This window comes from Pseudomonas sp. P20 (assembly GCF_016463925.1).
GTDB lineage: Bacteria > Pseudomonadota > Gammaproteobacteria > Pseudomonadales > Pseudomonadaceae > Pseudomonas > Pseudomonas aeruginosa.
Genome location: NZ_JAEMVM010000007.1, coordinates 567,436 through 589,029, shown reverse-complemented (window position 1 = coordinate 589,029; position 21,594 = coordinate 567,436). Strand labels below are relative to the sequence as shown.

26 protein-coding genes are annotated in these 21,594 nt (G+C 68.7%); 15 read left to right on the top strand and 11 right to left on the bottom strand.

The genetic code is table 11. The features are described 5' to 3' along the window. The first annotated feature begins 1 nt into the window (after position 1). The 4 genes from JHD77_RS10125 to cueR all read left to right on the top strand — a co-directional run bounded on the left by JHD77_RS10125 (position 2) and on the right by cueR (position 3,459). Entirely contained in the window at positions 2-862 is an 861-nt protein-coding gene (locus JHD77_RS10125; RefSeq protein WP_031755306.1) for a hypothetical protein, read from the top strand. 12 nt (positions 863-874) lie between these two features. Next, complete coding sequence (gene pmrA, locus JHD77_RS10120; RefSeq protein ID WP_003095244.1) at positions 875-1,540, top strand: two-component system response regulator PrmA; 666 nt, start codon at positions 875-877, stop codon at positions 1,538-1,540. 23 nt (positions 1,541-1,563) lie between these two features. After that, entirely contained in the window at positions 1,564-2,997 is a 1,434-nt protein-coding gene (pmrB, locus tag JHD77_RS10115) for a two-component system sensor histidine kinase PmrB (RefSeq protein WP_034022594.1), read from the top strand. A 63-nt stretch (positions 2,998-3,060) separates the two neighbouring features. Beyond that, the gene (cueR, locus tag JHD77_RS10110; RefSeq protein ID WP_003095248.1) at positions 3,061-3,459 is read left to right on the top strand and encodes a Cu(I)-responsive transcriptional regulator; all 399 of its coding nucleotides are present in this window, start codon (positions 3,061-3,063) and stop codon (positions 3,457-3,459) included. Here the strand turns inward: cueR and JHD77_RS10105 are convergent. The 6 genes from JHD77_RS10105 to yedA form a co-directional block, all read right to left on the bottom strand. Beyond that, a complete protein-coding gene (locus tag JHD77_RS10105; protein WP_003112922.1) occupies positions 3,428-3,994 on the bottom strand; it encodes a nucleotidyltransferase family protein in 567 nt (188 codons plus the stop codon). The two genes, cueR and JHD77_RS10105, sit on opposite strands and share 32 nt — an antisense overlap. Continuing rightward, positions 3,991-4,884 (bottom strand): EamA family transporter, encoded by an 894-nt coding sequence (locus tag JHD77_RS10100; RefSeq protein ID WP_003102239.1) that lies wholly within the window; start codon positions 4,882-4,884, stop codon positions 3,991-3,993. The genes JHD77_RS10105 and JHD77_RS10100 overlap by 4 nt, the downstream gene beginning before the upstream one ends. Positions 4,885-4,973: 89 nt before the next feature. Then, complete coding sequence (locus tag JHD77_RS10095; RefSeq protein WP_003095255.1) at positions 4,974-5,867, bottom strand: PA4780 family RIO1-like protein kinase; 894 nt, start codon at positions 5,865-5,867, stop codon at positions 4,974-4,976. Positions 5,868-5,990: 123 nt separating this feature from the next. Then, complete coding sequence (locus JHD77_RS10090; RefSeq protein ID WP_003102241.1) at positions 5,991-7,172, bottom strand: cyclic di-GMP phosphodiesterase; 1,182 nt, start codon at positions 7,170-7,172, stop codon at positions 5,991-5,993. A 107-nt stretch (positions 7,173-7,279) separates the two neighbouring features. After that, positions 7,280-7,525, bottom strand: coding sequence for a hypothetical protein (locus JHD77_RS10085; RefSeq protein ID WP_003102243.1), 246 nt, complete (start codon positions 7,523-7,525; stop codon positions 7,280-7,282). Positions 7,526-7,558: 33 nt separating this feature from the next. Beyond that, entirely contained in the window at positions 7,559-8,449 is an 891-nt protein-coding gene (yedA, locus tag JHD77_RS10080; RefSeq protein WP_031755305.1) for a drug/metabolite exporter YedA, read from the bottom strand. A gap of 154 nt (positions 8,450-8,603) precedes the next feature. Here yedA and JHD77_RS10075 point away from each other — a divergent pair, with 154 nt between their 5' ends. Then, positions 8,604-9,071, top strand: coding sequence for an Lrp/AsnC family transcriptional regulator (locus JHD77_RS10075; protein WP_003095262.1), 468 nt, complete (start codon positions 8,604-8,606; stop codon positions 9,069-9,071). Between the two features lie 323 nt (positions 9,072-9,394). On the opposite strand, the gene JHD77_RS10070 is transcribed toward JHD77_RS10075, so the two are convergent. Next, positions 9,395-10,672, bottom strand: a complete 1,278-nt coding sequence (locus tag JHD77_RS10070; RefSeq protein ID WP_031755304.1) for an acetyl-CoA C-acetyltransferase — start codon at positions 10,670-10,672, stop codon at positions 9,395-9,397. Between the two features lie 254 nt (positions 10,673-10,926). On the opposite strand from JHD77_RS10070, the gene JHD77_RS10065 reads away from it, so the two are divergent. After that, positions 10,927-12,282, top strand: coding sequence for a 3-oxoacyl-ACP reductase (locus JHD77_RS10065; RefSeq protein WP_004352620.1), 1,356 nt, complete (start codon positions 10,927-10,929; stop codon positions 12,280-12,282). A 111-nt stretch (positions 12,283-12,393) separates the two neighbouring features. On the opposite strand, the gene JHD77_RS10060 is transcribed toward JHD77_RS10065, so the two are convergent. Continuing rightward, entirely contained in the window at positions 12,394-13,395 is a 1,002-nt protein-coding gene (locus JHD77_RS10060; protein ID WP_003095270.1) for an AraC family transcriptional regulator, read from the bottom strand. A gap of 260 nt (positions 13,396-13,655) precedes the next feature. Here JHD77_RS10060 and JHD77_RS10055 point away from each other — a divergent pair, with 260 nt between their 5' ends. From JHD77_RS10055 to JHD77_RS10040, 4 genes are all read left to right on the top strand, one after another. Further along, positions 13,656-14,513 (top strand): MaoC family dehydratase, encoded by an 858-nt coding sequence (locus JHD77_RS10055; protein WP_003095272.1) that lies wholly within the window; start codon positions 13,656-13,658, stop codon positions 14,511-14,513. Positions 14,514-14,593: 80 nt separating this feature from the next. Then, positions 14,594-14,899: a nucleotide pyrophosphohydrolase gene (locus JHD77_RS10050; RefSeq protein WP_003102255.1), complete on the top strand. Its 306-nt coding sequence runs from the start codon at positions 14,594-14,596 to the stop codon at positions 14,897-14,899. Continuing rightward, a complete protein-coding gene (locus tag JHD77_RS10045; RefSeq protein ID WP_031755302.1) occupies positions 14,896-15,645 on the top strand; it encodes a methyltransferase domain-containing protein in 750 nt (249 codons plus the stop codon). The genes JHD77_RS10050 and JHD77_RS10045 overlap by 4 nt, the downstream gene beginning before the upstream one ends. Before the next feature lie 65 nt (positions 15,646-15,710). Continuing rightward, entirely contained in the window at positions 15,711-16,331 is a 621-nt protein-coding gene (locus JHD77_RS10040) for a DUF4136 domain-containing protein (protein ID WP_003102259.1), read from the top strand. Here the strand turns inward: JHD77_RS10040 and JHD77_RS10035 are convergent. Beyond that, a complete protein-coding gene (locus tag JHD77_RS10035; protein WP_003102260.1) occupies positions 16,316-17,251 on the bottom strand; it encodes a glycerophosphodiester phosphodiesterase family protein in 936 nt (311 codons plus the stop codon). The genes JHD77_RS10040 and JHD77_RS10035 overlap by 16 nt on opposite strands. 131 nt (positions 17,252-17,382) lie before the next feature. Here JHD77_RS10035 and JHD77_RS10030 point away from each other — a divergent pair, with 131 nt between their 5' ends. The 5 genes from JHD77_RS10030 to JHD77_RS10010 all read left to right on the top strand — a co-directional run bounded on the left by JHD77_RS10030 (position 17,383) and on the right by JHD77_RS10010 (position 20,106). After that, positions 17,383-17,946, top strand: coding sequence for a DUF4136 domain-containing protein (locus JHD77_RS10030; protein ID WP_003095282.1), 564 nt, complete (start codon positions 17,383-17,385; stop codon positions 17,944-17,946). A 1-nt stretch (position 17,947) separates the two neighbouring features. Continuing rightward, on the top strand, positions 17,948-18,430 hold the full coding sequence (locus JHD77_RS10025; protein ID WP_003111411.1) for a GNAT family N-acetyltransferase: 483 nt from the start codon (positions 17,948-17,950) through the stop codon (positions 18,428-18,430). Next, positions 18,420-18,797 carry a DsrE family protein gene (locus JHD77_RS10020; protein ID WP_003095286.1) on the top strand — a complete coding sequence of 126 codons (378 nt, stop codon included), beginning with the start codon at positions 18,420-18,422 and terminating at the stop codon, positions 18,795-18,797. The genes JHD77_RS10025 and JHD77_RS10020 overlap by 11 nt, the downstream gene beginning before the upstream one ends. Then, positions 18,794-19,261 carry a glycine cleavage system protein H gene (locus tag JHD77_RS10015; RefSeq protein ID WP_004352618.1) on the top strand — a complete coding sequence of 156 codons (468 nt, stop codon included), beginning with the start codon at positions 18,794-18,796 and terminating at the stop codon, positions 19,259-19,261. The genes JHD77_RS10020 and JHD77_RS10015 overlap by 4 nt, the downstream gene beginning before the upstream one ends. 116 nt (positions 19,262-19,377) lie before the next feature. Continuing rightward, on the top strand, positions 19,378-20,106 hold the full coding sequence (locus JHD77_RS10010; RefSeq protein ID WP_003102271.1) for a GrpB family protein: 729 nt from the start codon (positions 19,378-19,380) through the stop codon (positions 20,104-20,106). A gap of 22 nt (positions 20,107-20,128) precedes the next feature. Here JHD77_RS10010 and JHD77_RS10005 read toward each other — a convergent pair whose 3' ends face one another. Beyond that, complete coding sequence (locus JHD77_RS10005; protein ID WP_196493974.1) at positions 20,129-20,734, bottom strand: AAA family ATPase; 606 nt, start codon at positions 20,732-20,734, stop codon at positions 20,129-20,131. Further along, the gene (locus tag JHD77_RS10000; RefSeq protein ID WP_003095295.1) at positions 20,704-21,504 is read right to left on the bottom strand and encodes a class I SAM-dependent methyltransferase; all 801 of its coding nucleotides are present in this window, start codon (positions 21,502-21,504) and stop codon (positions 20,704-20,706) included. Before JHD77_RS10000 ends, JHD77_RS10005 begins: the two co-directional genes overlap by 31 nt. Between the last annotated feature and the right edge of the window lie 90 nt (positions 21,505-21,594).

Here is a 21,594-nt window from a genome sequence, read left to right as displayed (position 1 = left end):
GATGTCCGCCGCTCCCCTGGCCAGCGTACCGCTGGCCGTCAACGGCGCGCCCTGCCTGCTGCACCGGGTACGCTTCCGCTCCGCCGCGGACGGCGGCGGCCTGCCGCTGCTGGCCACCCTGCGTGATCCGCAGCCGGCGCTGGCCGTCCTGGCGCAACGCATCGAGCTGAGCGAAGACGCGGAACTGCCGGAGACCGCCGTCGACGACGAGCTGCTGGTGATCTTCGCCAACGCCGGGCTACAGACCGGGCACGCCTGGCACCAGCGCCTGGAAGCCTGGATGGCCGCCGGCGAGGACGAGCGCCAGCCGCCCCTGGAAGCGCCCTCGTTCGGCGAGCGGGTGCTGTGGCGCCCCGGCCGCGCGCTGGTCATCGGCAACCCCGAGCGCTGCCGGGAGCTGCTCGAAGGCCTGGCCGTCTTCGCCTGGCACGAAGGTCACCTGCGCCGCCTGGAAGGCGAGACCGCGGCGGCCTGGGAACCGGCCCAGTCCGATGTCGAACTGACCCAGCTACCGCGCCGTGCCGCCCTGCGGCGCCAGGAACATGTGAACCGGCAGGTGCGACGCACTACACTCTGGCGCATGGCCTATGCCCGCCTGGAGTCGCACCTGGAGAAGCCGCCGCTGCAACTGAACGGCGCTGTGCGCCGGCTCTACAACGAACTGGCCATGCAGGCCGAAGTGCACGATCGCCTGGCGACCCTGGACGACCGCATCGAAGTGCTGCAGGACCTCTACGAACTGGCCGCCGACCGCCTCGGCGAATACCGCTACTTCCGGGGCGAACTGCGGGTCGAATGGCTGATCGTCGCCATCCTCCTGCTGGAGGCCGGCCTGAGCCTGTGGGAATTGTGGAATCACTGAAACGAGGCTGCCATGAGAATACTGCTGGCCGAGGACGACCTGCTGCTCGGCGACGGCATCCGCGCCGGGCTGCGCCTGGAAGGCGATACCGTGGAATGGGTGACCGACGGCGTGGCCGCGGAGAACGCGCTGGTCACCGACGAGTTCGACCTGCTGGTGCTCGACATCGGACTGCCGCGCCGCAGCGGCCTGGACATCCTGCGTAACCTGCGCCACCAGGGCCGGCTCACCCCGGTGCTGCTGCTCACCGCGCGGGACAAGGTGGCCGACCGGGTCGCCGGGCTCGACAGCGGTGCCGACGACTACCTGACCAAGCCCTTCGATCTCGACGAACTGCAGGCACGGGTGCGCGCCCTGACCCGCCGCACCACCGGTCGCGCCCTGCCGCAACTGGTGCACGGCGAGCTGCGCCTGGACCCGGCGACCCACCAAGTGACCCTGTCCGGGCAGGCGGTGGAACTGGCGCCGCGCGAATACGCACTGCTGCGCCTGCTGCTGGAGAACAGCGGCAAGGTGCTCTCGCGCAACCAACTGGAGCAGAGCCTCTACGGCTGGAGCGGCGACGTCGAGAGCAACGCCATCGAAGTCCACGTCCACCACCTGCGGCGCAAGCTCGGCAACCAGTTGATCCGCACCGTCCGCGGCATCGGCTACGGCATCGACCAGCCGGCGCCCTGAAAACCGCCTACCGGAGTCCCCCGATGTCCCGTGCCGCCGTCCCCTCCGTCCGCCGGCGCCTGCTGGTCAACCTGCTGGTCGGCTTCGTGCTGTGCTGGCTGAGCGTGGCGGCGCTGACCTACCACCTCTCGCTGAAGCAGGTGAACCGCCTGTTCGACGACGACATGGTGGACTTCGGCGAAGCCGCCCTGCGCCTGCTCGACCTTGCCACCGAAGACCAGGCCGGCGAGGACGGCTCCATCACCGAGATCATCGAACGCAGCCGCGAAGCGATCCAGGGTCTGCCCCTGCTGCGCCGCGAAAGCGCCCTCGGCTACGCCCTGTGGCGCGACGGCCAGCCGCTGCTGTCGAGCCTCAACCTGCCGCCGGAGATCACGGCCCAGGGCCCCGGCTTCAGCACCGTGGAAGCCCAGGGCACCCACTGGCGGGTGCTCCAGCTGAACATCGACGGCTTCCAGATCTGGATCAGCGAAAACCTGATCTACCGCCAGCACACCATGAACCTGCTGCTGTTCTACTCGCTGTTCCCACTGCTGCTGGCGCTGCCGTTGCTCGGCGGCCTGGTCTGGTTCGGCGTTGCCCGCGGCCTGGCGCCGCTACGCGAAGTGCAGGCCGAGGTCCAGCAGCGCTCCGCGCGACACCTGCAGCCGATCGCGGTGGAAGCGGTGCCGCTGGAGATCCGCGGCCTCATCGACGAACTCAACCTCCTGCTGGAGCGTCTGCGCACCGCCCTCGAGGCCGAACGCCGACTGACCAGCGACGCCGCCCATGAAATCCGCACGCCACTGGCCAGCCTGCGCACCCATGCCCAGGTCGCGCTGCGTTCGGAAGACCCCAAGGCCCACGCCCGCGGCCTGCTGCAAGTCAGTCGCAGCGTCGAGCGGATCAGCACCTTGATGGAGCAGATCCTGCTCCTCGCCCGCCTCGACGGCGACGCCCTGCTGGAGCAATTCCACCCGGTCAACCTCGCCACCCTGGCCGAAGACGTACTCTCCGAACTGGCGCGCCAGGCCATCGACAAGGACATCGAGCTGTCGTTGCACCAGGAGACCGTGCACGTGATGGGCATCGACCTGTGGCTGAAGGCGATGGTCGGCAACCTGGTGGGCAACGCCCTGCGCTACACATCGGCCGGGGGCCAGGTCGAGATCCGCGTCGAGAATCGCGCCCAGCACGCCGTGCTGCGGGTGCGCGACAACGGCCCCGGGGTCGCCCTGGAAGAGCAGCAGGCGATCTTCACCCGCTTCTACCGCAGCCCCGCCACCAGCAGCGGCGAGGGCAGCGGCCTGGGCCTGCCGATCGTCAAGCGCATCGTCGAACTGCACTTCGGCAGTATCGGCCTGGGCAAGGGACTGGAGGGCAAAGGGCTGGAAGTGCAGGTGTTCCTGCCGAAGACCCAGCCGGACGCGACGCGGCCGCCGGCCAGAGGTCCGGACAGCGGGCGGTCACATATCTGATAGCCTGCGCATTGGCCGGGAAAGGGATAGGCTAGCGGCTTCGCAACCTCCCAGGAGACCCGGATGAACATCGGTGAAGCGGCGAAGAAAAGCGGACTGACGCCGAAGATGATCCGTTACTACGAGTCCATCGAGTTGCTCCGCCCAGCCGGACGCAGCGCCAGCGGCTATCGCCACTACAACGAGAACGACCTGCATACCCTGGCGTTCATCCGCCGTTCGCGGGACCTCGGTTTCTCCCTCGACGAAGTCGGCAAGCTGCTCACCCTCTGGCAGGATCGCCAGCGTGCCAGTGCCGACGTCAAGGCCCTGGCGGCGCAGCACGTGCGCGAGCTGAATCGCAAGATCGAGGAGCTCAGCACCCTGCGCGACACCCTGCAGGACCTGGTCGAGCACTGCCAGGGCGACCACCGCCCCGACTGCCCGATCCTCAAGGACCTGGCGTCTGGCTGCTGCCACTGATATCCAGCAGCGGCCAGCGCGCCGTCCAGTTCTTCTCCCGCAGGCGCCGCCGGTAGACCTCCGGCTTGCCGGCGAAATGCGCGGTGGGCCGCACCTTCAGCGCCAGCAGGTCGTCGACGCCCAGCGGTGCCAGTAGCTCCAGGCGTTCGCCGACGAGCCGCAGCGCCACCGCCGTGCACGTTTCCGCCCAGTGGCACAGCGCATCGGCGCAATCCCGGTAGGGCCGGTCGCCGTTGCGCAGGTGCATGCGCGCCTGGTTCTTCACCGACCAGGGTACCTCGCAGCGACGGCGCAACGCGGCCTCGAAGTCGGCGTCGGCCTGCGGGTCGAGGGCCCGCGGGGCGAAATGAAGTACGTCGATGTCCGCCAGCGGCGTGGCTTCGCCGTAGCCATGCAGATGGTCCCATACCGCGTTGCGCACGAAGCCGGCGCCGATCCAGGCGCCCTCCGGGCCGACCTCGCGCAGCACGCGGAGCAGATGCAGGCGCGAGGAATCGGCGGCGATCAGCGCGAGGATGTCTTCCGCCGTTTTCATCCCAACCGCCGCACCGGCCAGGCGAAGCGTCGCAGCAGGCTGGCCGGCAACAGGGTGATGGCCAGCCCGACGAACACCAGCGCGCAGGCCAGCAGGCTGTCCAGGTCGAGGCGTTCGCCGAGCAGCAGCCAGCCGGCGAGCATGCCCGACACCGGCACAGCCAGGGCGAACGGGGTCACCAGGCTGGCCGGGTAGTGGCGCAGGAGGAAACTCCAGATGGCGAAGCCCACCGTGGTCGCGCCGAAGGCGATGTAGAGCAGCGCGCCGAAGCCGCCCCAGCTCATGTTCAGCACGGCGCGCTCGATGGCTTGCGGACCTTCGAATAGATAGGAAAGCGCCAGCAGCGGCAACGGCGGGACCAGGCTGACCCAGCAGATCAGGCGCAGCATGTCGGTGGCCCCGGAACGCTTGGTGGCGATATTGGCGAAGGACCAGGCCAGCGCTGCGGCGACCACCAGCAGGAATGCCAGCAGGCTGTCTCCCAGCGGCCGTTCCAGGCCGATCAGGACCAGCCCCGCCGCCGCCAGCAGGAGGCCGAACAACCCGCGCGGCGTCGGCCGCTCGCCCAGCCACAGGGCGGCGATGAGGATGGTGAAGAATACCTGGCTCTGCAGCACCAGCGACGACAGCCCGGCCGGCATGCCTTGGGCCATGCCGACGAACAGCAGGCCGAACTTGACCACCCCGAGAAGCACGCCGATCAGCAGGATGCGTCCGAACGGCGCCGGCATCGGCCCGCGCAGGACCAGCAGCGGCAGCGCCGCCAGGGCGAAGCGCAGGGCGCAGAACAGCAGCGGCGGGAAGTCGCCGAGGCCGACCTTGATCACGACGAAGTTCAGACCCCAGATCAGGGTCACCAGCAGGGCGAGCAGGATATGTGCAACAGGCATGGCGGCCTCCGGAAAACTTCAGGCCACGCTAGCAGTTGCGTGCGCAAGGGTCGCGATACAGTTGGCGGGAAAAAACATCCGCCAGCCGCTCACTGCAACCAGGGCGGCGGCGGTTCCTCGCGCTCGCCACGCGGCGCGTCGTCGGCCTGGCGCAGCGCCTGGCGACGCGCCTCCTCGCGCTGCGCGGCCTCGATCTCGCGGAGCACCGCGCGCACGTCGGCGGCCTCTTCGGCTTCGACGAAGGTGCCGCTGAGCGGGGTTTCCGCTGTCAGCTCGCCGGCTTCGTAGAGCGCCCACATTTCCTTGGCATAGCGGGTCTGCCTGAGTTCCGGGGCGAAGCGGCCGAAGTAGGCGGCCATGTTGCCGACGTCGCGTTCGAGCATGCTGAACGCATGGTTGTTGCCGGCCGCGTCGACCGCCTGCGGCAAGTCGATGATCACCGGGCCATCCGGACCGAGCAGGACGTTGAACTCGGAGAGGTCGCCGTGCACCAGGCCGGCGCAGAGCATGGCGACGATCTGGCGGATCAGGAAAGCGTGGTGGCGCCGTGCCTCGTCGGGCTCCAGCGTCACGTCGTTGAGACGCGGCGCAGCATCGCCGTCGGCGTCCGCCACCAGCTCCATCAGCAACACGCCATCGAGGAAATCATAGGGCTTCGGCACCCGCACACCGGCCCCGGCGAGACGGAACAGGGCCGCCACTTCGGCATTCTGCCAGGCTTCCTCCTGTTCGCGGCGGCCATACTTCGAGCCCTTGGCCATGGCCCGCGCCTGGCGGCTGTTGCGGACCTTGCGGCCCTCCTGGTACTCGGCGGCCTGGCGGAAGCTGCGCTTGTTGGCTTCCTTGTAGACCTTGGCGCAACGCAGGCTGTCGCCGCAACGCACCACATAGACCGAGGCTTCCTTGCCGCTCATCAGCGGGCGCACGACCTCGTCGATCAGACCGTCTTCGATCAACGGTTCCAGGCGTCTGGGTGTCTTCATCGGTGCTACGCGGTTCCTCGGGGCCAATGTGTAAGGCAAAGGGTCTGACGTTATACGGCAAACGCCGTGCCGAGCACAGCCGGACGCGCCGGCTTTCCGCCGGACTGCGCACCGATCGGCGTACTAGGCCGGTGGCGCGGTGAGTTCGATGCTTTCCGCCACCGCCTGTTCCAGCCGCTGCATCTCCACGTCCAGCGCCTCGGCGCTGTCGGCGTAGCGCCGGGCAACCTCGGCGAAAGCGTCGGCCACGGCGACGAAGGCCTCCACCAGCCGTGGGTCGAATTCACTGCCGGCGCCGGCCTGGATCAGCAGCACCGCCTCGGCATGCGCCAGCGGCGGCCGGTAGGCGTGCCGGCTGGTCAGTTCATCGTAGCGGTCGGCCAGGGCGACGATCCGCGCCGCCAGGGGAATCCGCTCGCCCGCAAGGCCTTCCGGAAAGCCCCGGCCATCCCAGCGTTCGTGATGACTGTAGGCGATCTGCCGGGCGAAGCGGAGGAATCCGGAAGGCTGGCCGAGCCGCCGCTCGGCGCTGGCCAGGGCGTCGCGCCCGGCGCGGGTATGGCCCTGTAGCAGGGCGGTGTCGGCGGCGTCCAGTTGCCCGGGGTTGAGCAGGACCCGGTCGGGCACCGCGACCTTGCCGATGTCATGCAACAGCGCCGACTTGCTCAGCAGGTCGACAGCCTCCGGAGTCAGCTCGTCGGCGAACGCCCGCTGCGCCGCCAGGTGCTCGGCGAGCAGCCTGACATAGCGCTCGATACGCGGAAGATGGCGGCTGCGCGGGTTGTCGCGAAGATCGCCAAGGGTCGCCAGGGCTTCGATGACGGCGTCCTGCAACTGTTGCAGCTGGCGCGTGCGACGGCGCACTTCGAGTTCCAGGTATTCGCTCTTGTCGCGCAGGAAATCGGCATTGGCCTTCAATTGCAGGTGGGTACGCACCCGCGCCAGGACGATCGGCGGGCTCACCGGCTTGCCCAGGTAATCCACCGCGCCCAGGGCCAGGCCCTGTTGCTCGTCGTCGCGATCGGCGCGGGCAGTGAGGAACATCAACGGGATGTCGCGGGTCAGCGGATCGGCCTTGAGCCGTCGGCAGACCTCGTAGCCGTCCATGCCCGGCATGTTCACATCGAGCAGGATCAGGTCCGGGCGCGGCTCTTCGACGGCCGCCCGCAGCCCGGCCGGGCCGCTGCCGGCGGTGCGCACGCGGTACTGCTCCTCGAGCAGCTCGCGCATCAGCAGCAGGTTGTCCGGGGTGTCGTCCACCACCAGCACGAGTTCCTGCTCGGGCCTGTCCAGCATGCTCTCCATCGCCCCTCCGGCCTTCGCTACGGGGCCGCCTGGCGGCGACCGTCATTCCGTATTGAAGACGCTGGAGACGACTTCTGCACGTCCGGTCAGGCGCCCGGGGCGACCGTTCAGGGCGTCAGGCGGAAACGCAGTGGCGAATCCTCGGCCTCGGCGCCGTTCTCGCTCTCGCCGAAGGCCCGGCGCTCGATGGGGTCCTGGCCGAAATACTCCTTGATCGGCGACTCGATGGCCTTGCCGCCGGGGCTCACGTGACTGGCGCAACCGCCAAGGAACACCAGGACCACACCGATGACCAGCGCTTTCATCTTCGTACCCCCGTCAGCCCGGCCCATCCGGGCGCTGCGCCGCAGCATGGCGCAGCCCGCCTTAGGGATCGCTTAAGGCATTCAGGCGGCGGCGCGGCTGGCGCGCCACTGGGGCAGGCCGATGAGCACCACGGCGCTGATGATCACCGCCATCGCCAGCCCCTCGATACCGCCGATCCGCTCGTCGGCGAACAGGGTGCCGAGCAACACCGCCACCGCCGGATTGACGTAGGCATAGCTGGTGGCCGCCGCCGGCCGTACGTTGCGCAGCAGGTACTGGTAGGCGCTGAAGGCGATGATCGAGCCGAACAGGATCAGGTACACCAGCGCCAGCCAGCCGCTGGTGCTCGGCCAATGCTCCAGGCGCTCGCCGCTGGCCAGGCTGCCGACCAGCAGCACCGCGCCGCCGACCAGCATTTCCGCGGCGCTGGCCATCGGTCCGGCCGGCAGCGACAGGCGCCGGCTCCACACCGAGCCGAAGGCCCAGGACGCGGCAGCGAACAGGATCAGGCCGGCGCCGGCAGGGCTGGCCTGGAGGTTCGAACCGAGGTTGAGCAGGACGATGCCGAACAGCCCGAGCACGATGCCGCCCCATTCCAGGGTGGTGTTGCGCTGGCCGAACAACTGGCTGAACAGCAGGGTGAACAGCGGCACCGTAGCCACCGCGAGGGCCGCCACCCCGGAAGACACGCCCCAGTGCTCGGCCACCGTCACCCCGCCGTTGCCGCAACTGAGCAGGAGGATTCCGACGACCCCCGCGCCGCGCCACTCGCGCCAGGTCGGCAACGGCGCGCCGCGCCAGCGCAACCAGGCGAACATCAGGCCGCCGGCGATGACGAAGCGCACCCCGGCCATCAGCATCGGAGGCCAGGACTCGACGCCGAAGCGGATCGCCAGGTAAGTGGAGCCCCAGATGAAGTACAGGGCGAAGAACGCACCGAAAAGCAACAGCGGAAGGCGACGGGCAGGCATGGAAAGCACTCGACAGGGCAGGCGGGAGAAAGACTTCATTTTATGAGGTCGCTACCCGCCGGTTAAGGCACAGCCGCTGGTTATCGGGACGTAACACTTTTCTTTCCATGGAAATCGGCCATGCTTTCCGTCGATTCGACAACCGGGATCCATCATGGACAAATACGACCGTGCGCTCCTCGCCGCCCTGATCGACAACGGCCGCCTGACCTTCGCCGAACTGGCCCGGCGCATCAACCTGTCGCCCCCGGCGGTAGCCGACCGGGTGGCCAAGCTGGAGGCCGAAGGGGTGATCACCGGCTACCACGCCTCGGTGAACCTGGCCAAGCTCGGCCTGCCCATCGAGTGCGTGATCGAACTGCGGATCACCGAGAAGGATTGCCAGTCAGTGCTCGACGAACTGGCCCGGATCCCCCAACTGACCCTCTGCCACCGGATCACCGGCGACGCCTGCGTGCTGATGAAGGCCGCCGTGGCTTCGATGCCGGAGCTGCAGGACCTGATCGACCGGCTGATGAAGTTCGGCATCAGCAAGACCTCGATGATCCTCTCCACCCCCTTCGCCGACCGCCAGCCGGCAAGCCTGCGGGGGCAGGACGGCAATGGCGGATGTGCGGCGTGAGCCCTACGCCGGGGTTATCCGGCAGGCGTCGGGATCCGTACTTCATCGCCGCCACGAACCCGAACGGTAGGGCGCATAACGCCAACGGCGTTATCCGCCGCAGCGGCACTCCCGGCCGATAGCGGAGCCGCCCTCACCCCAACTCTCTCCCTGAAGAGAGAGGGGATTCTCCGTACAAGCGTCGAATTCGCTGTCTCCAACGCCGCCGACGAACCCGAACCGTAGGGCGCCAGCAAAAAAAAAGGCGGTCCCGTTCGCACGGCACCGCCCAAGTCACGGAGTTGCTTACATCGTCGAGCGACAAGGCCGCTCGCCCTATTGGATTACCGCTCGATGATCGCGGTCACACCCTGCCCACCGGCGGCGCAGATGGAAATCAGCCCGTGTCCCTGCTCCGCCAGCGAGAGCAGCTTGGCCAGGTTGGCGACGATCCGTCCTCCCGTGGCGGCGAACGGGTGGCCGGCGGCCAGTGAGCTGCCCTTGACGTTGAGCTTGCTGCGGTCGATGGAGCCCAGCGGCTGGTCGAGGCCGAGGCGGGTCTTGCAGTACTCGGGGTCTTCCCAGGCCTTCAGGGTGCAGAGCACCTGGGCGGCGAAGGCCTCGTGGATCTCGTAGTAGTCGAAGTCCTGCAGGCTCAGGCCGTTGCGTGCCAGCAGCCGCGGCACCGCGTAGACCGGCGCCATCAGCAGGCCCTCCTGGCGATCGACGAAGTTCACCGCCGCCGCCTCGCCGTCCTTGAAATAGGCCAGGATCGGCAGGCCGCGCGCCTTCGCCCACTCCTCGCTGGCCAGCAGTACCACCGAGGCGCCGTCGGTCAGCGGCGTCGAGTTGGCCGCCGTGAGGGTGCCGCGCGAACCGCGCTCGAACACCGGCTTGAGGGTGCCGATCTTCTCCAGGTCGATATCCGGGCGCAGGTTCTGGTCGCGGGTCAGGCCGCGGAACGGCGTCATCAAGTCGTTCTGCCAGCCCTCCTCATAGGCCGCGGCCAGCTTGTGGTGGCTCTCGAAGGCCAGCCTGTCCTGCTCGTCGCGGGGAATCTGCCAGGTCTGCGCCATCAGTTCGCAGGACTCCCCCATCGACAGCCCGGTGCGCGGCTCGCCGTTGCGCGGGATGGCCGGGACCACGTGGCGCGGGCGGATCTTCAGCAGGCTCTTGAGCTTGTCCAGGTTGCTCTTGCCGCGGTTGGCCTCGAGGAGAATCTTGCGCAGGCCCTCGTTGACCCCGATCGGCGCGTCGGAAGTGGTATCGACGCCGCCGGCGATGCCGCTGTCGATCTGCCCGAGGGCGATCTTGTTGGCCACCAGGATCGCCGCCTCCAGGCCGGTACCGCAGGCCTGCTGGATATCGTAGGCCGGGGTTTCCGGGGCCAGGCGCGAACCGAGCACGCATTCGCGGGTCAGGTTGAAGTCGCGCGAATGCTTCAGCACGGCGCCGGCCACCACCTCGCCAAGGCGCTCTCCGTGCAGGTTGTAGCGCTCCACCAGGCCTTCCAGGGCGGAAGTGAGCATCTCCTGGTTGCTCGCCGTGGCGTACACGGTGTTCGAGCGGGCGAAGGGAATACGGTTGCCGCCGACAATGGCGACCCGGCGCAGCTGGGTCATGGAAGAACTCCTTGCTGGAATCGTTTACGCCGAGCCGAGGCTCGACCCGTTAACTGAGCGGTCAGTGGCGCACAGGCTAACCTTAGCCGGTCGCGTCGCATTGGCCGCCCTGCCGTTATCCCGGTCAGCGCGGTCAATTGCGGCAAACAGGTGGCTGCGTAGAGTTGTCCACACTGTTACCCGCGTTCCCTCGGCATCGTTGGCCGGCGGAATCCACCTTCAGCCTTGGAGCCTTTCCACCGGGAGCCCGTTCCATGACCGATCGTTACATCGCCTTCGCCAACTCCCCCGTCGGCCGCCGCCTGGTTGGCGCCGTCGGCCTTCCCTCCCCGCTGCGCCTGGAGCGCTGGCAGGCCGGCCGGGTGCGGCCGGTGGACGGCCCGCTGGTGATCGGCGGGAGCGGCGCGCTGGCCGAGGCCGTGCTGCCCTTCGCCGGCAAGCTGACCGACGCGGTGTTCGCCGCCGTCGAGGGACAGTTCGAGCTGCCGCGCTGGACCGCCGAGCACAGCCCGCGGGCCAAGGCGGTGCTGTTCGACGCCAGCGGCCTGACCCGCTTCGAGCAGTTGGTGGCGCTGCGCGACTTCTTCCAGCCGGTGCTCAAGGGCCTCGACAAGTGCCCGAAGGTGGTGGTCCTCGGACGCCCCCCCGAGTCTCTCAAGGACCCGGTCGCCGCCAGCGTGCAACGCAGCCTGGAAGGTTTCACCCGCTCCCTGGGCAAGGAAATCCGTCGCGGCGGCAACGTGCAGTTGCTGTACGTCGGCAAGGGCGCCGAGGACCAACTGGAAGGCGCACTGCGCTTCTTCCTCTCGCCGAAGAGCGCCTACGTCTCCGGCCAGGTGATCCGTCTTGCCGCCAACAGCGCCCAGGTCCACGACTGGAGCAAGCCGCTGGCCGGCCAGCGCGCACTGGTCACCGGCGCCGCCCGCGGCATTGGCGCGGCCATCGCGGAAACCCTGGCGCGCGACGGCGCGGAAGTGGTGCTGCTCGACGTGCCGCCGGCCAGGGAGGCCCTCGAAGGCCTCGCCGCGCGCCTCGGCGGCCGTGCCGTGGCCCTCGACATCTGCGCCGCGGACGCCGGGCAGCAACTGGTGGACGTGCTGCCTGAGGGCGTCGATATCGTCGTGCACAACGCCGGGATCACCCGCGACAAGACCCTGGCGAAGATGAGCAGCGACTTCTGGAACTCGGTGATCAACGTCAACCTCAATGCCCCGCAGGTGCTGACCCAGGCCCTGCTCGACGGCGGCAAGCTGCATGACAACGGCCGGGTGGTGTTGCTGGCGTCGATCAGCGGCATCGCCGGCAACCTCGGGCAGAGCAACTACGCGGTGAGCAAGGCCGGCCTGATCGGCCTGGCCCAGGCCTGGGCGCCGGCGCTGGGCAAGCGCGGCATCACCATCAACGCGGTGGCGCCGGGCTTCATCGAGACGCAGATGACCGCCGCCATTCCGCTGACCATCCGCGAGGCCGGCCGGCGGATGAACTCCATGAGCCAGGGCGGCCTGCCGCAGGACGTCGCCGAAACGGTGGCCTGGTTCGCCCAGCCGTCGTCCGGCGCGGTCAGCGGCCAGGTGCTGAGGGTGTGCGGGCAGAGCCTGCTGGGGGCCTGAGGCGGCCCCTGACTCCCCGGCAACAGGACGCCGACCCGGTAGGGCGGATAACGCCAACGGCGTTATCTGGCCCTGCACCGGGAAACCACCGGTAGCCCCTTCGGACAGGCCCTACCCGCGCCCCTGCTGCCCGCGCCGGCGGAACTCCACCGGCGTCTCGCCGACCCAGCGCTTGAACGCGCGATAGAAGGTGCTCGGCTCGGAAAACCCGGTGCGTTCGACGATCACTTCGATGCGCTCGTCGGTCTTCAGCAGCAGTTCCTTGGCCAGTCGGCAGCGGTAGTCGGTGACCAGATCGTTGAAGCGCACCCCGGCCATCGCCAGGCGTTCGCGCAGACGTCGGGCCGGCATGCCGAGGCGCGCGGCGACCTGCTCCAGGGTGGCGCCTCCGTCCACCAGCAACTCGCCGATCAGTTCGCGGACCTGGCGCACCAGGTCCAGGCGCTCCACCTCGGCCAGTTGCCGGCGCGCCAGCGACTCGTGCATGCGCAGCAGTTCCGGGGCGGCGTGGCGCGAGGGTTTGTCCAGCACCGCGGCATCGAATACCAGCGCGTAGCGCGGCATGCCGAGGATCGTCGGGCAGCCGTAGACCGCACGGTAGCGCTCCATCGGCGCGCCGGTTTCGTTCATCAGTTGCACTTCCAGCGGCTTGAACTCGCCCTCGGTGAGCGCGCCGAACAGGCGGATCACCGCGCCGGCGAGCATTTCCGGGAAGTGGCGGTTGATCGCCGGCGATTCGCCCAGCGACAGCACCGCGCGCTCGCCCTCCACCTCCAGTTGCGCCTGCAGGGTGTCGGACAGCAGGCGTACGTAGCGCAGGGAATGGCGCAGGCCGGCGCCGAAGGTATCGCTGGAGAGGAACAGGTATTCCAGGAGCAGGCCGTGGAACGCCGGCAGGTGCTCGGCCAGGTGCAGGCCGACATGCTCTTCGCCGCACTCGTCGGCGGCGGCCTTCCAGAACAGGTTCTGTGCGGAATGGGGGAAACGGCCGGCCGGCAGGCCACCCGGTGGCAGCCCGACACGGACCAGGACCCGGTCCGGATCGCAGCCGCTGGCGCGCAGGGCGTCGATCACCGGGCGCATCAGCGCTACATCGTCGGTCAGATCACGCATGGTGTTTTTTCTAGTTATCCATGGGGCGGGCCCATCTTAGGCAGCTTTGCCATCCCCTCTCAAGGAGAGGCCATAGAAATAACCCATCCCGCATGACGGAAAAACCCTCAGATCGACTAGCCGCCGGCGTGGTCGAAAATCTCGATGCAGACGCATCCCGGAGCCGATTGACCGCCCTGCCAGCGGCGTCGGCCAGGCGGCCAATGCCTGCTGCGGGTGCTCGACTAAGCTGACAGCCACCTATTTCGAGGAGATGTCCAATGCCCACCGCCTGGCTCGACCTGCCCGCCCCACCCGCCCTGCCCGGCCTGTTCCTGCGCGCCGCACTGCGCCGCGGCATCCGCGGCAAGGCCCTGCCCGAGCGCGGCCTGCGCAGCCAGGTCACGGTGGACCCGAAGCACCTCGAGCGCTACCGCCAGGTCTGCGGCTTCCGCGACGACGGCCTGCTGCCGCCGACCTACCCGCACATCCTCGCCTTCCCGCTGCAGATGGCGCTGCTCACCGACAAGCGCTTCCCCTTCCCGCTGCTCGGCCTGGTCCACCTGGAGAACCGCATCGACGTGCTGCGCGCGCTCGGCGGCCTCGGCCCGTTCACCGTGAGCGTCGCGGTGGAAAACCTGCAACCGCACGACAAGGGCGCCACCTTCAGCATCGTCACCCGCCTGGAAGACCAGCTTGGCCTGCTCTGGGTCGGCGACAGCAAGGTGCTCTGCCGCGGCGTCAAGGTGCCCGGCGAAATTCCGCCGAAAGCCGAGCAGGAGCCGCTGCCGCTGGAGCCGGTCGACAACTGGAAGGCGCCCGCCGACATCGGCCGGCGCTATGCCCGTGCCGCCGGCGACTACAACCCGATCCACCTGTCGGCGCCCAGCGCCAAGCTGTTCGGCTTTCCCCGCGCCATCGCCCACGGCCTGTGGAACAAGGCTCGCAGCCTGGCCGCCCTCGGCGAGCGACTGCCAGCCTCGGGCTATCGGGTCGAGGTGCGCTTCCAGAAGCCAGTGCTGCTGCCGGCCAGCCTCACCCTCCTGGCCAGCGCGGCGGCGGCGGACGGCCAGTTCAGCCTGCGCGGCAAGGACGACCTGCCGCACATGGCCGGGCATTGGAGCCGGCTACAGGGCTGACGCCGGTCCGCCATGCCTTGAAGCTTCGGGCGCAAAGCCCGAAGCTATGCGGCTGCTTACCGCCACCGCGAAGAATCCCCATGGACCTGCACGAACTCACCGCGCGCCTGCACGCCATCCGCGACCGCAACGACTGGCGCCAATTCCACAGCCCGAAGAACCTGGCCATGGCCGCCAGCGTCGAGATGGCCGAACTGGTGGAGATCTTCCAGTGGCTGACGGAAGACCAGTCGCGCACGCTGTCGGCCGAGCAGCTCGAACACGCTGGTCAGGAAGTTGGCGACATCGTCCTTTATCTGCTGCTGTTCTGCGGGGAAACCGGCCTCGACCTGGAACAGGTGGTGCGCGCCAAGCTGGCCGACTGCGAACGGCGCTTCCTGCCATGAGCGACCGCCATTTCGACGAACTGGCGACGCGCTTCGCCGAAAAGATCTATGGCGGCGCCAAGGGTGCGATCCGCCTCGCGGTACTCCAGGCCGACCTCGCCGAGGCCCTCCCGGAGCGACCTCTGCGGGTCCTCGACATCGGCGCCGGGCTCGGCCACATGTCGCTCTGGCTGGCCGCTCGCGGCCACCGCGTAACCCTCGCCGAGCCAGCGCAACCCATGCTCGACGGCGCCCGCCAGCGCTTCGCCGAAGCCGGGCAGGCCGCCGAATTCATCCAGGCGCCCTGGCAGGAACTGCTCGGCCAGCTCACCGAGCCCTACGACCTGGTGCTCTGCCACGCCGTGCTCGAGTGGCTGGCCGAACCCCATGCGATCCTGCCGGTGCTGCACCAACTCTGCGCACCCGGCGGCTGGCTGTCGCTGGCCTTCTACAATCGCGACGCGCTGATCTACCGCAACCTGCTCAAGGGCCACTTCCGCAAGCTGCGCAAGGAACGCTTCGCTGGCGAGGGGCAGAGCCTGACCCCGCAGCGCCCGCTCGACCCGCGCGAGCTGGAACAGGCGCTGGCAGCGCGTTGGCGCATCAAGGCGCGCAGCGGCGTGCGGGTGTTCCACGACTACATGCCGAGCGAGTTCCAGGCTAAGGCCGAACGGCTCGACCTGGTGGAAATGGAACTGGCCTACCGCCGCCACCCGGCCTTTGCCGGGCTTGGCCGCTACCTGCACTGGCTGTGCCGCCCGCAATGAAAGGCGCAGAATGCAGTCTGAGCCTGCAAGGGCCGCCGACGTAGCGCGGCCACGGAGCGTCGAGCATGCAATCGCGACTGTTGATCCTGCCGTTACTCGCCAGCCTGGCCGCCCTCGGTGCCTGCCAGGGCGACAATCCCTACCGCGCCAGCTCTCTGCCCTACCCGCCGCAGCCGGCCACCGCGGCCAATCCCGGCCTCGATCCCGGCGCCTATCCGGCGGCGCCGCGCGACTACGCCCGCTACCGTAGCTGGAGCTGGGCCGCCGCCGGGGTCAGCGGCTTTCCCCAGGGCCTGGACGACAACCAGTTGCGCGACGCCGTCAGCCAGCAGCTCGACCAGCGCGGCCTGCGCCCGGCGCGGCCGGGCAGCGCGGCCGACCTGCAGGTCAGCGCGTTCCTGCGCAACGAACTGCGCACCCGCCAGGTCACCGACTACTACGGCGGCTACTACGGCAACTACGGCGGCTGGCGCGATCCCTGGTACGGCTATGGCGCCAGCTACCCGGTGACCCGCAGCTACACCGTGCAGGTCACCGTGGTCCGCGTCGAGCTGAACGACGCCCGCAGCGGCCAGCCGGTGTGGGGCAACAGCGCCGAGTTCGACTCCGGCGACTCCGCCAGCGAACAGGCCAAGGCCCTGCGCGAAGCGGTGAAACGGGCGCTGTCGAGCTACCCGCCGGGCTGATCGGCGAGCACCCGGCGGCGGATCGCCTCCATCTTCCTGGGCGAGTTGCTCATCACCGCGTCGGCGCCCAGGGCGCGCGCGGTGCGGTAGTCCTCGGCGGTCTCGATGCCGAACATCACCACCTTCACCGGCTCGCGGCGCACGCAGTCCATCGCTTTGCGCGTCCACAACTGCGCCGCCGGCACCTTGTAGGAAGACTCGCCAAGGGTGAAGCGCTCGGTCACCGTCAGTTCGCGGCGCAGCTCGATGCCCATCCAGGTGCCGCCGGCCGGCGGTGCCTCGCAGCGCTCGCCGAAGGCCAGGCCGACCAGGCGGTTGCGCGTCGCATCGCGGCTTTCGAACTGTCGCGCGCGGTCCGCGTAGCGCTGCGTCAGGTAGTCGTTGGCGGCCTTCTCGGTGGAATAGAAACGCACCCGCGACCAGGCCTTCTGCCGCTCCAGCTCGCCGGCCACGGCATCGACCAGCGGCTCCACCGGCAGCGACTTCATGTCGAGGAACACCGGCACCTGCGGCGGGATCGCCCGCAGCGCCTGGCGCAGCGTAGGAATCCGCAGCGGCTTCTGGCGGTAGGGATAGCTGCCGTCCTCGGCCTTGAACATATAGCCGGCGTTCAAGCGCGCCAGCTCGGCCAGGCTCGACTGGCCGACCGCACCGGCGCCCTGGGTCAGGACCGCCAGGTCAGCGGGGCGATAGAGCACCGGATGGCCATCGGCGCTCAACTGCACCGACAACCATAGCGCGTCGGCGCCGTTGTCCAGCGCCTTGCGGATCGCCAGCAGGGTGTTCTCCGGGTAGTCCGCGGTGCCGGCGCGATGGGCCACCAGCAGCGGGCCCGGGCCATCCGCCGGTACCACCGAGCGTGCCTCGACGCAGCCGGTCAGCGACAGGCCCAGCAGCAGGATCGCAATACTTCGATTCATTTCATTCTCCCGTCGCGCCCTATAGGGCGGGTGCTCGCCAACGTTACTTGTGGAGACGCTTCAAACCCGCGTTTCCTCTTGCCTTTCATCCGGCGCTGAGCTTGGATGTGAACTCTGACTGGAGAAAAACCATGATCCGCCGAATCCTGCTGCTCGGCCTGCTCCTCAGCCTCGCAGCCTGCGAAACCACCCAGCTCGACCGCGACTTCGACAGCTCCCGCGACTTCGCCGCCTACCGTAGCTGGAGCTGGTCGCAACCCGCCTTCGAATACCGCCCCGACGACCCACGCATCAAGAGCGACCTCACCGAGCAACGCATCCGCGAAGCCGTCGCCCAGCAGCTCGACCAGCGCGGCCTGCGTCCGGCCCAGGGCAACGCCAGGGGCGACGTCACGGTGCGCGCCTACCTGATCGTCGACGATCGCCAGGACCAGATCACCACCAACTACGGCGGCGGTTACTGGGGCGGCTACTGGGGAGGATACTGGGGCGGCCCGGCGATGGCCGAGACGCGCACCGTGAATTACAAGGTTGCCACCCTCCAGGTCGACCTGTTCGACGGCAAGGACGGCAAACTGGTCTGGCGCGGCAGCGGCGAGCAGATCATGCGCACCAGCCCGCCGAGCCCGGCCGAGCGCGAGCAGGCGATCCGCGAGACGGTGCAGAAAGTCATGTCGCAATACCCGCCGCGCTGACATGCAGCTCAGCCACCGCCCGGCGGAGACCGGTGACCTGGAGACGGTCGCCGGCTTCCCCCAGGACCGCGACGAACTCTTCTATTGCTACCCCAAGGCGATCTGGCCGTTCAGCGTCGCCCAGCTGGCCGCCGCCATCGCCGAACGCCGCGGCAGCACCGTGGCCGTGCACGACGGACAGGTGCTCGGCTTCGCCAACTTCTACCAGTGGCAGCACGGCGACTTCTGCGCCCTCGGCAACATGATGGTGGCGCCCGCCGCGCGCGGCCTGGGCGTGGCCCGCTACCTGATCGGGGTCATGGAAAACCTCGCCCGCGAACAGTACAAAGCGCGCCTGATGAAGATTTCCTGCTTCAACGCCAACGCCGCCGGGCTGCTGCTCTATACCCAGCTCGGCTACCAGCCGCGCGCCATCGCCGAACGCCACGATCCGGACGGCCGGCGCGTGGCGCTGATCCAGATGGACAAGCCCCTTGAACCCTGACACCCACGCCCAGCGCGTCCTCATCATCGTCTCCAGCGGCCCGAGCACCCCGGCCCGCTGCGCCGCGCCCTTCCACACCGCCACCCTGCTGGCCTGCATGGACGCCGAGGTGACCCTGTTCCTCAGCGGCGAAGGCGTGCAGTTGGCCCGCCGCGCCGTCGCCGACCAGTTGCGCGCGCTGGACGGCGGCGAGCCGCTGCGCCACTTCATCCGCCAGGCCCGCGAGGCCGGCGCGCGCCTGCTGATGTGCCGCCAACCCGGGGTGAACATCGACGAAAGCGAACTGATCGAGGAACTCGACGAAATCTCCAGCGGCGGCGAACTGGCACGGCTGATCCTCGAATCCGAGCGGGTGCTGACCCTATGAGCGCGAACCTGCACGGCCTGGAGTTCCCCGACGGGCTGTTCTACGCCCCGGACTACAACCTGTGGTTGCGCGAGGAAGTCGACGGCAGCCTGACCCTGGGCCTGAGCGCCTACGGCTGCGCGCTGTATGGCGAAATCTTCGCCTTCACCCCCAAGCGCGACGGCTGGCACATCGAACGCGACCGCAGCTTCGGCGTGGTCGAGTTCGCCAAGGCTGCCTCCTCGGCCCGCAGCCCGTTGGCCGGGACCCTGCTGGCGAGCAACCCGGCGGTGGTCAAGCGCCCGGCGCTGATCAACCGGGATTGCTACGGCGAGGGCTGGATGGCACGGCTGCAACCGGACGACTGGGCCTCGGCGCGGAGCGCGTTTCTCCAGGGAGACGCGGCGCGGGAGGCATTCGCCGAGCGCATGCGCCTGGATGGGTTCGATCCGCAGCATCCAGGGGTGCAGGCACTGGACTTCTGAGACTCCCAGGTTTTACCCGCACCCCGCTCGCGGAAGGCGGATAACGCCGCTGGCGTTATTCGCCCTACCCCAGCTCTCCATCGCCGCCAATCTCCCGCATATCCCCGGAGTCCGCCATGTCCTCACCCCAACCGCCCCGCTTCGACGGCCAACGCTGGAGCAACGCCGACGACGACCGCATCGAGGTGCTGCCTGCCGACCCCGCCTGGCCACAACACTTCGCCGCCGAAGCCGAAGCCATCCGCACGGCGCTGGCGCTGCCCGGGCTGGGCATCGAGCATGTCGGCAGCACCGCGGTGCCCGGGCTCGACGCCAAGCCGATCATCGACATCCTCCTGCTGCCGCCGCCCGGCCACGATCCGCAGCGGCTGGTAGCCCCGCTGGAGGGCCTCGGCTACCAGTTCTGGCGCGAGAACCCGAACACCCAGCGGATGTTCTTCGTCAAAGGCATGCCGCCCTTCGGCCATGGCCGCACCCACCATGTCCATGTCATGCCCCTGGCCCAGGCCGACCGCTACCTGCTGTTCCGCGACTGGCTGCGCAACCACCCCGACGACGCCCGCCTCTACGCCGAAACCAAGCACGCCCTGGCCCGCCGCTACCCCACCGACCGCGAGGCCTATACCCGTGGCAAGGACGAGGTCGTCGCAAGGATTCTCGGCCGGGCGCTGGCGGCGACGCGGCACCCAATGATACAGAGTGGCCTGGTAAGGGGAGAACGCGAAACGCACGCCAGGGAACTGCGTGAAACGCTGGTCGCCGGCGCGGAATCGACGCCAGGCGGCCCCGCCGATACAGCCTATTTCGAGTCGCTGCGCAGCCGGGTAAGCAAGCCCCAGGACTGAGGCGGATAGCGTGCTTCGCTCACTACTGCGACTGTGCGAGCGCGGCTTCCACCAACCTCTCGATCACCTCCCCCACCCTCCCCGGCTCGCCAACCTCCACCCAGCGCAAATGCGCGAACCGCGGATCCTCGCGCAGGCCGGTGTATTTGCGGCGGTTGCCTGCGAAGGTGGTCCATGACCAGAGCAGGATCGAATCCCTGGAGCAGAACGCCATCCGCAGCGATTCACGGTTGCCGTGGGACAGGCGGGTGCGCAGCAGGCCCCGGGCCAGGGTGCGGCGAAGGACCCGGGAGAACACCGTCCAGCGCCCGAAATTCAGCCATACCACGTGGGTGGCGCGGCCCCAGAGCAACTCGCGGACGGCGCTGTAGTTGCCGTCGGCGACCCAGCGCGGCGCCGTCGTCGCCCGCTCCACGGCGTGCTCGAAGCGTTCGTGGGGCACGGCTTGCCAGCCGGGGCCCCAGTAGAGTCGGTCGAGTTCGACATGCGTACAACCCAGCCTGGCGGCCAGCGCGGCGGAGAAGGTCGTCTTCCCGGCCCCGCTGGTGCCGACCACCACCACACGCAGCGGCGCGCCTCGCTCGGCCTCGACGCAGGTCATGCCTTGACCGCGACCAGCGTGTAGCACATCGGGATCGCCAGCGGTCCGTCCTCGTAGAGGTCGTAGAGTTCCTCGCGGTTCGAGTGCGGGTACTCCTTGAAGTGACTCAGGCGCAGGCCGGCGCCGAGCAGCCCGCCGAGGATGTCGCCGAGCGGGTGGACGTACCAGTAGCTGGCGATGCCGGTATCGCTGCCGCTGCCTTCGTAGACGATGGCCTCCCGGGATACGTGGGGCGTGTCGGTGAAGTAGTCGTTGCGCAGTTCGAACGGTCGCTCCGACTCGGGTTCGAGCATCTCCAGGAACGGGTGGGTCTCATAGATCGCCAATTGCCCGCCCGGCTTCAGCAGGCCGCTCACCGAGGCGAAGAAGCGCGCGATGTCGGGCATCCAGTTGAGCACACCGATGGTGATCAGCAGCAGGTCGAACTGACCGTTCAGCTCGGCGGGCAGCTCGTAGGCATTGGCTTCGACGAAACGCGGCTGATGCGGCGAGCGCTCGGCCAGTTGCCGCGCCTGGGCGAGGAAGGCGGCGGACTGGTCGATCCCCACCGCCCGCGCGACGCCGAAGGCGTACAGCGAAAGCACTTCCCGGCCGTTGTTGCAGCCGACCTGGACCGCCGCCTTGCCGGCCAGGTCCAGATTGCGCAGCACGCCAGCCAGGGTCTCGTCCAGGCAACTGAAGCCGGTTTCCTGTACCGCCAGCGACAATTCCTGCCAGCCGCTGCCACGCAGGTGACTGTCGGCGGACGCGTCCCAGGCGCGTCGGTTGCTTTCCACCGCGTGTTCAAGATCCGTCATGCGAAAACCTCAGAAGTGTTCCCAGGAAGGCCAGCCGAGTCGCGAACCCGCAGCCCACTCAATCGCGGAATTGCAGCCCGATATGGGCTC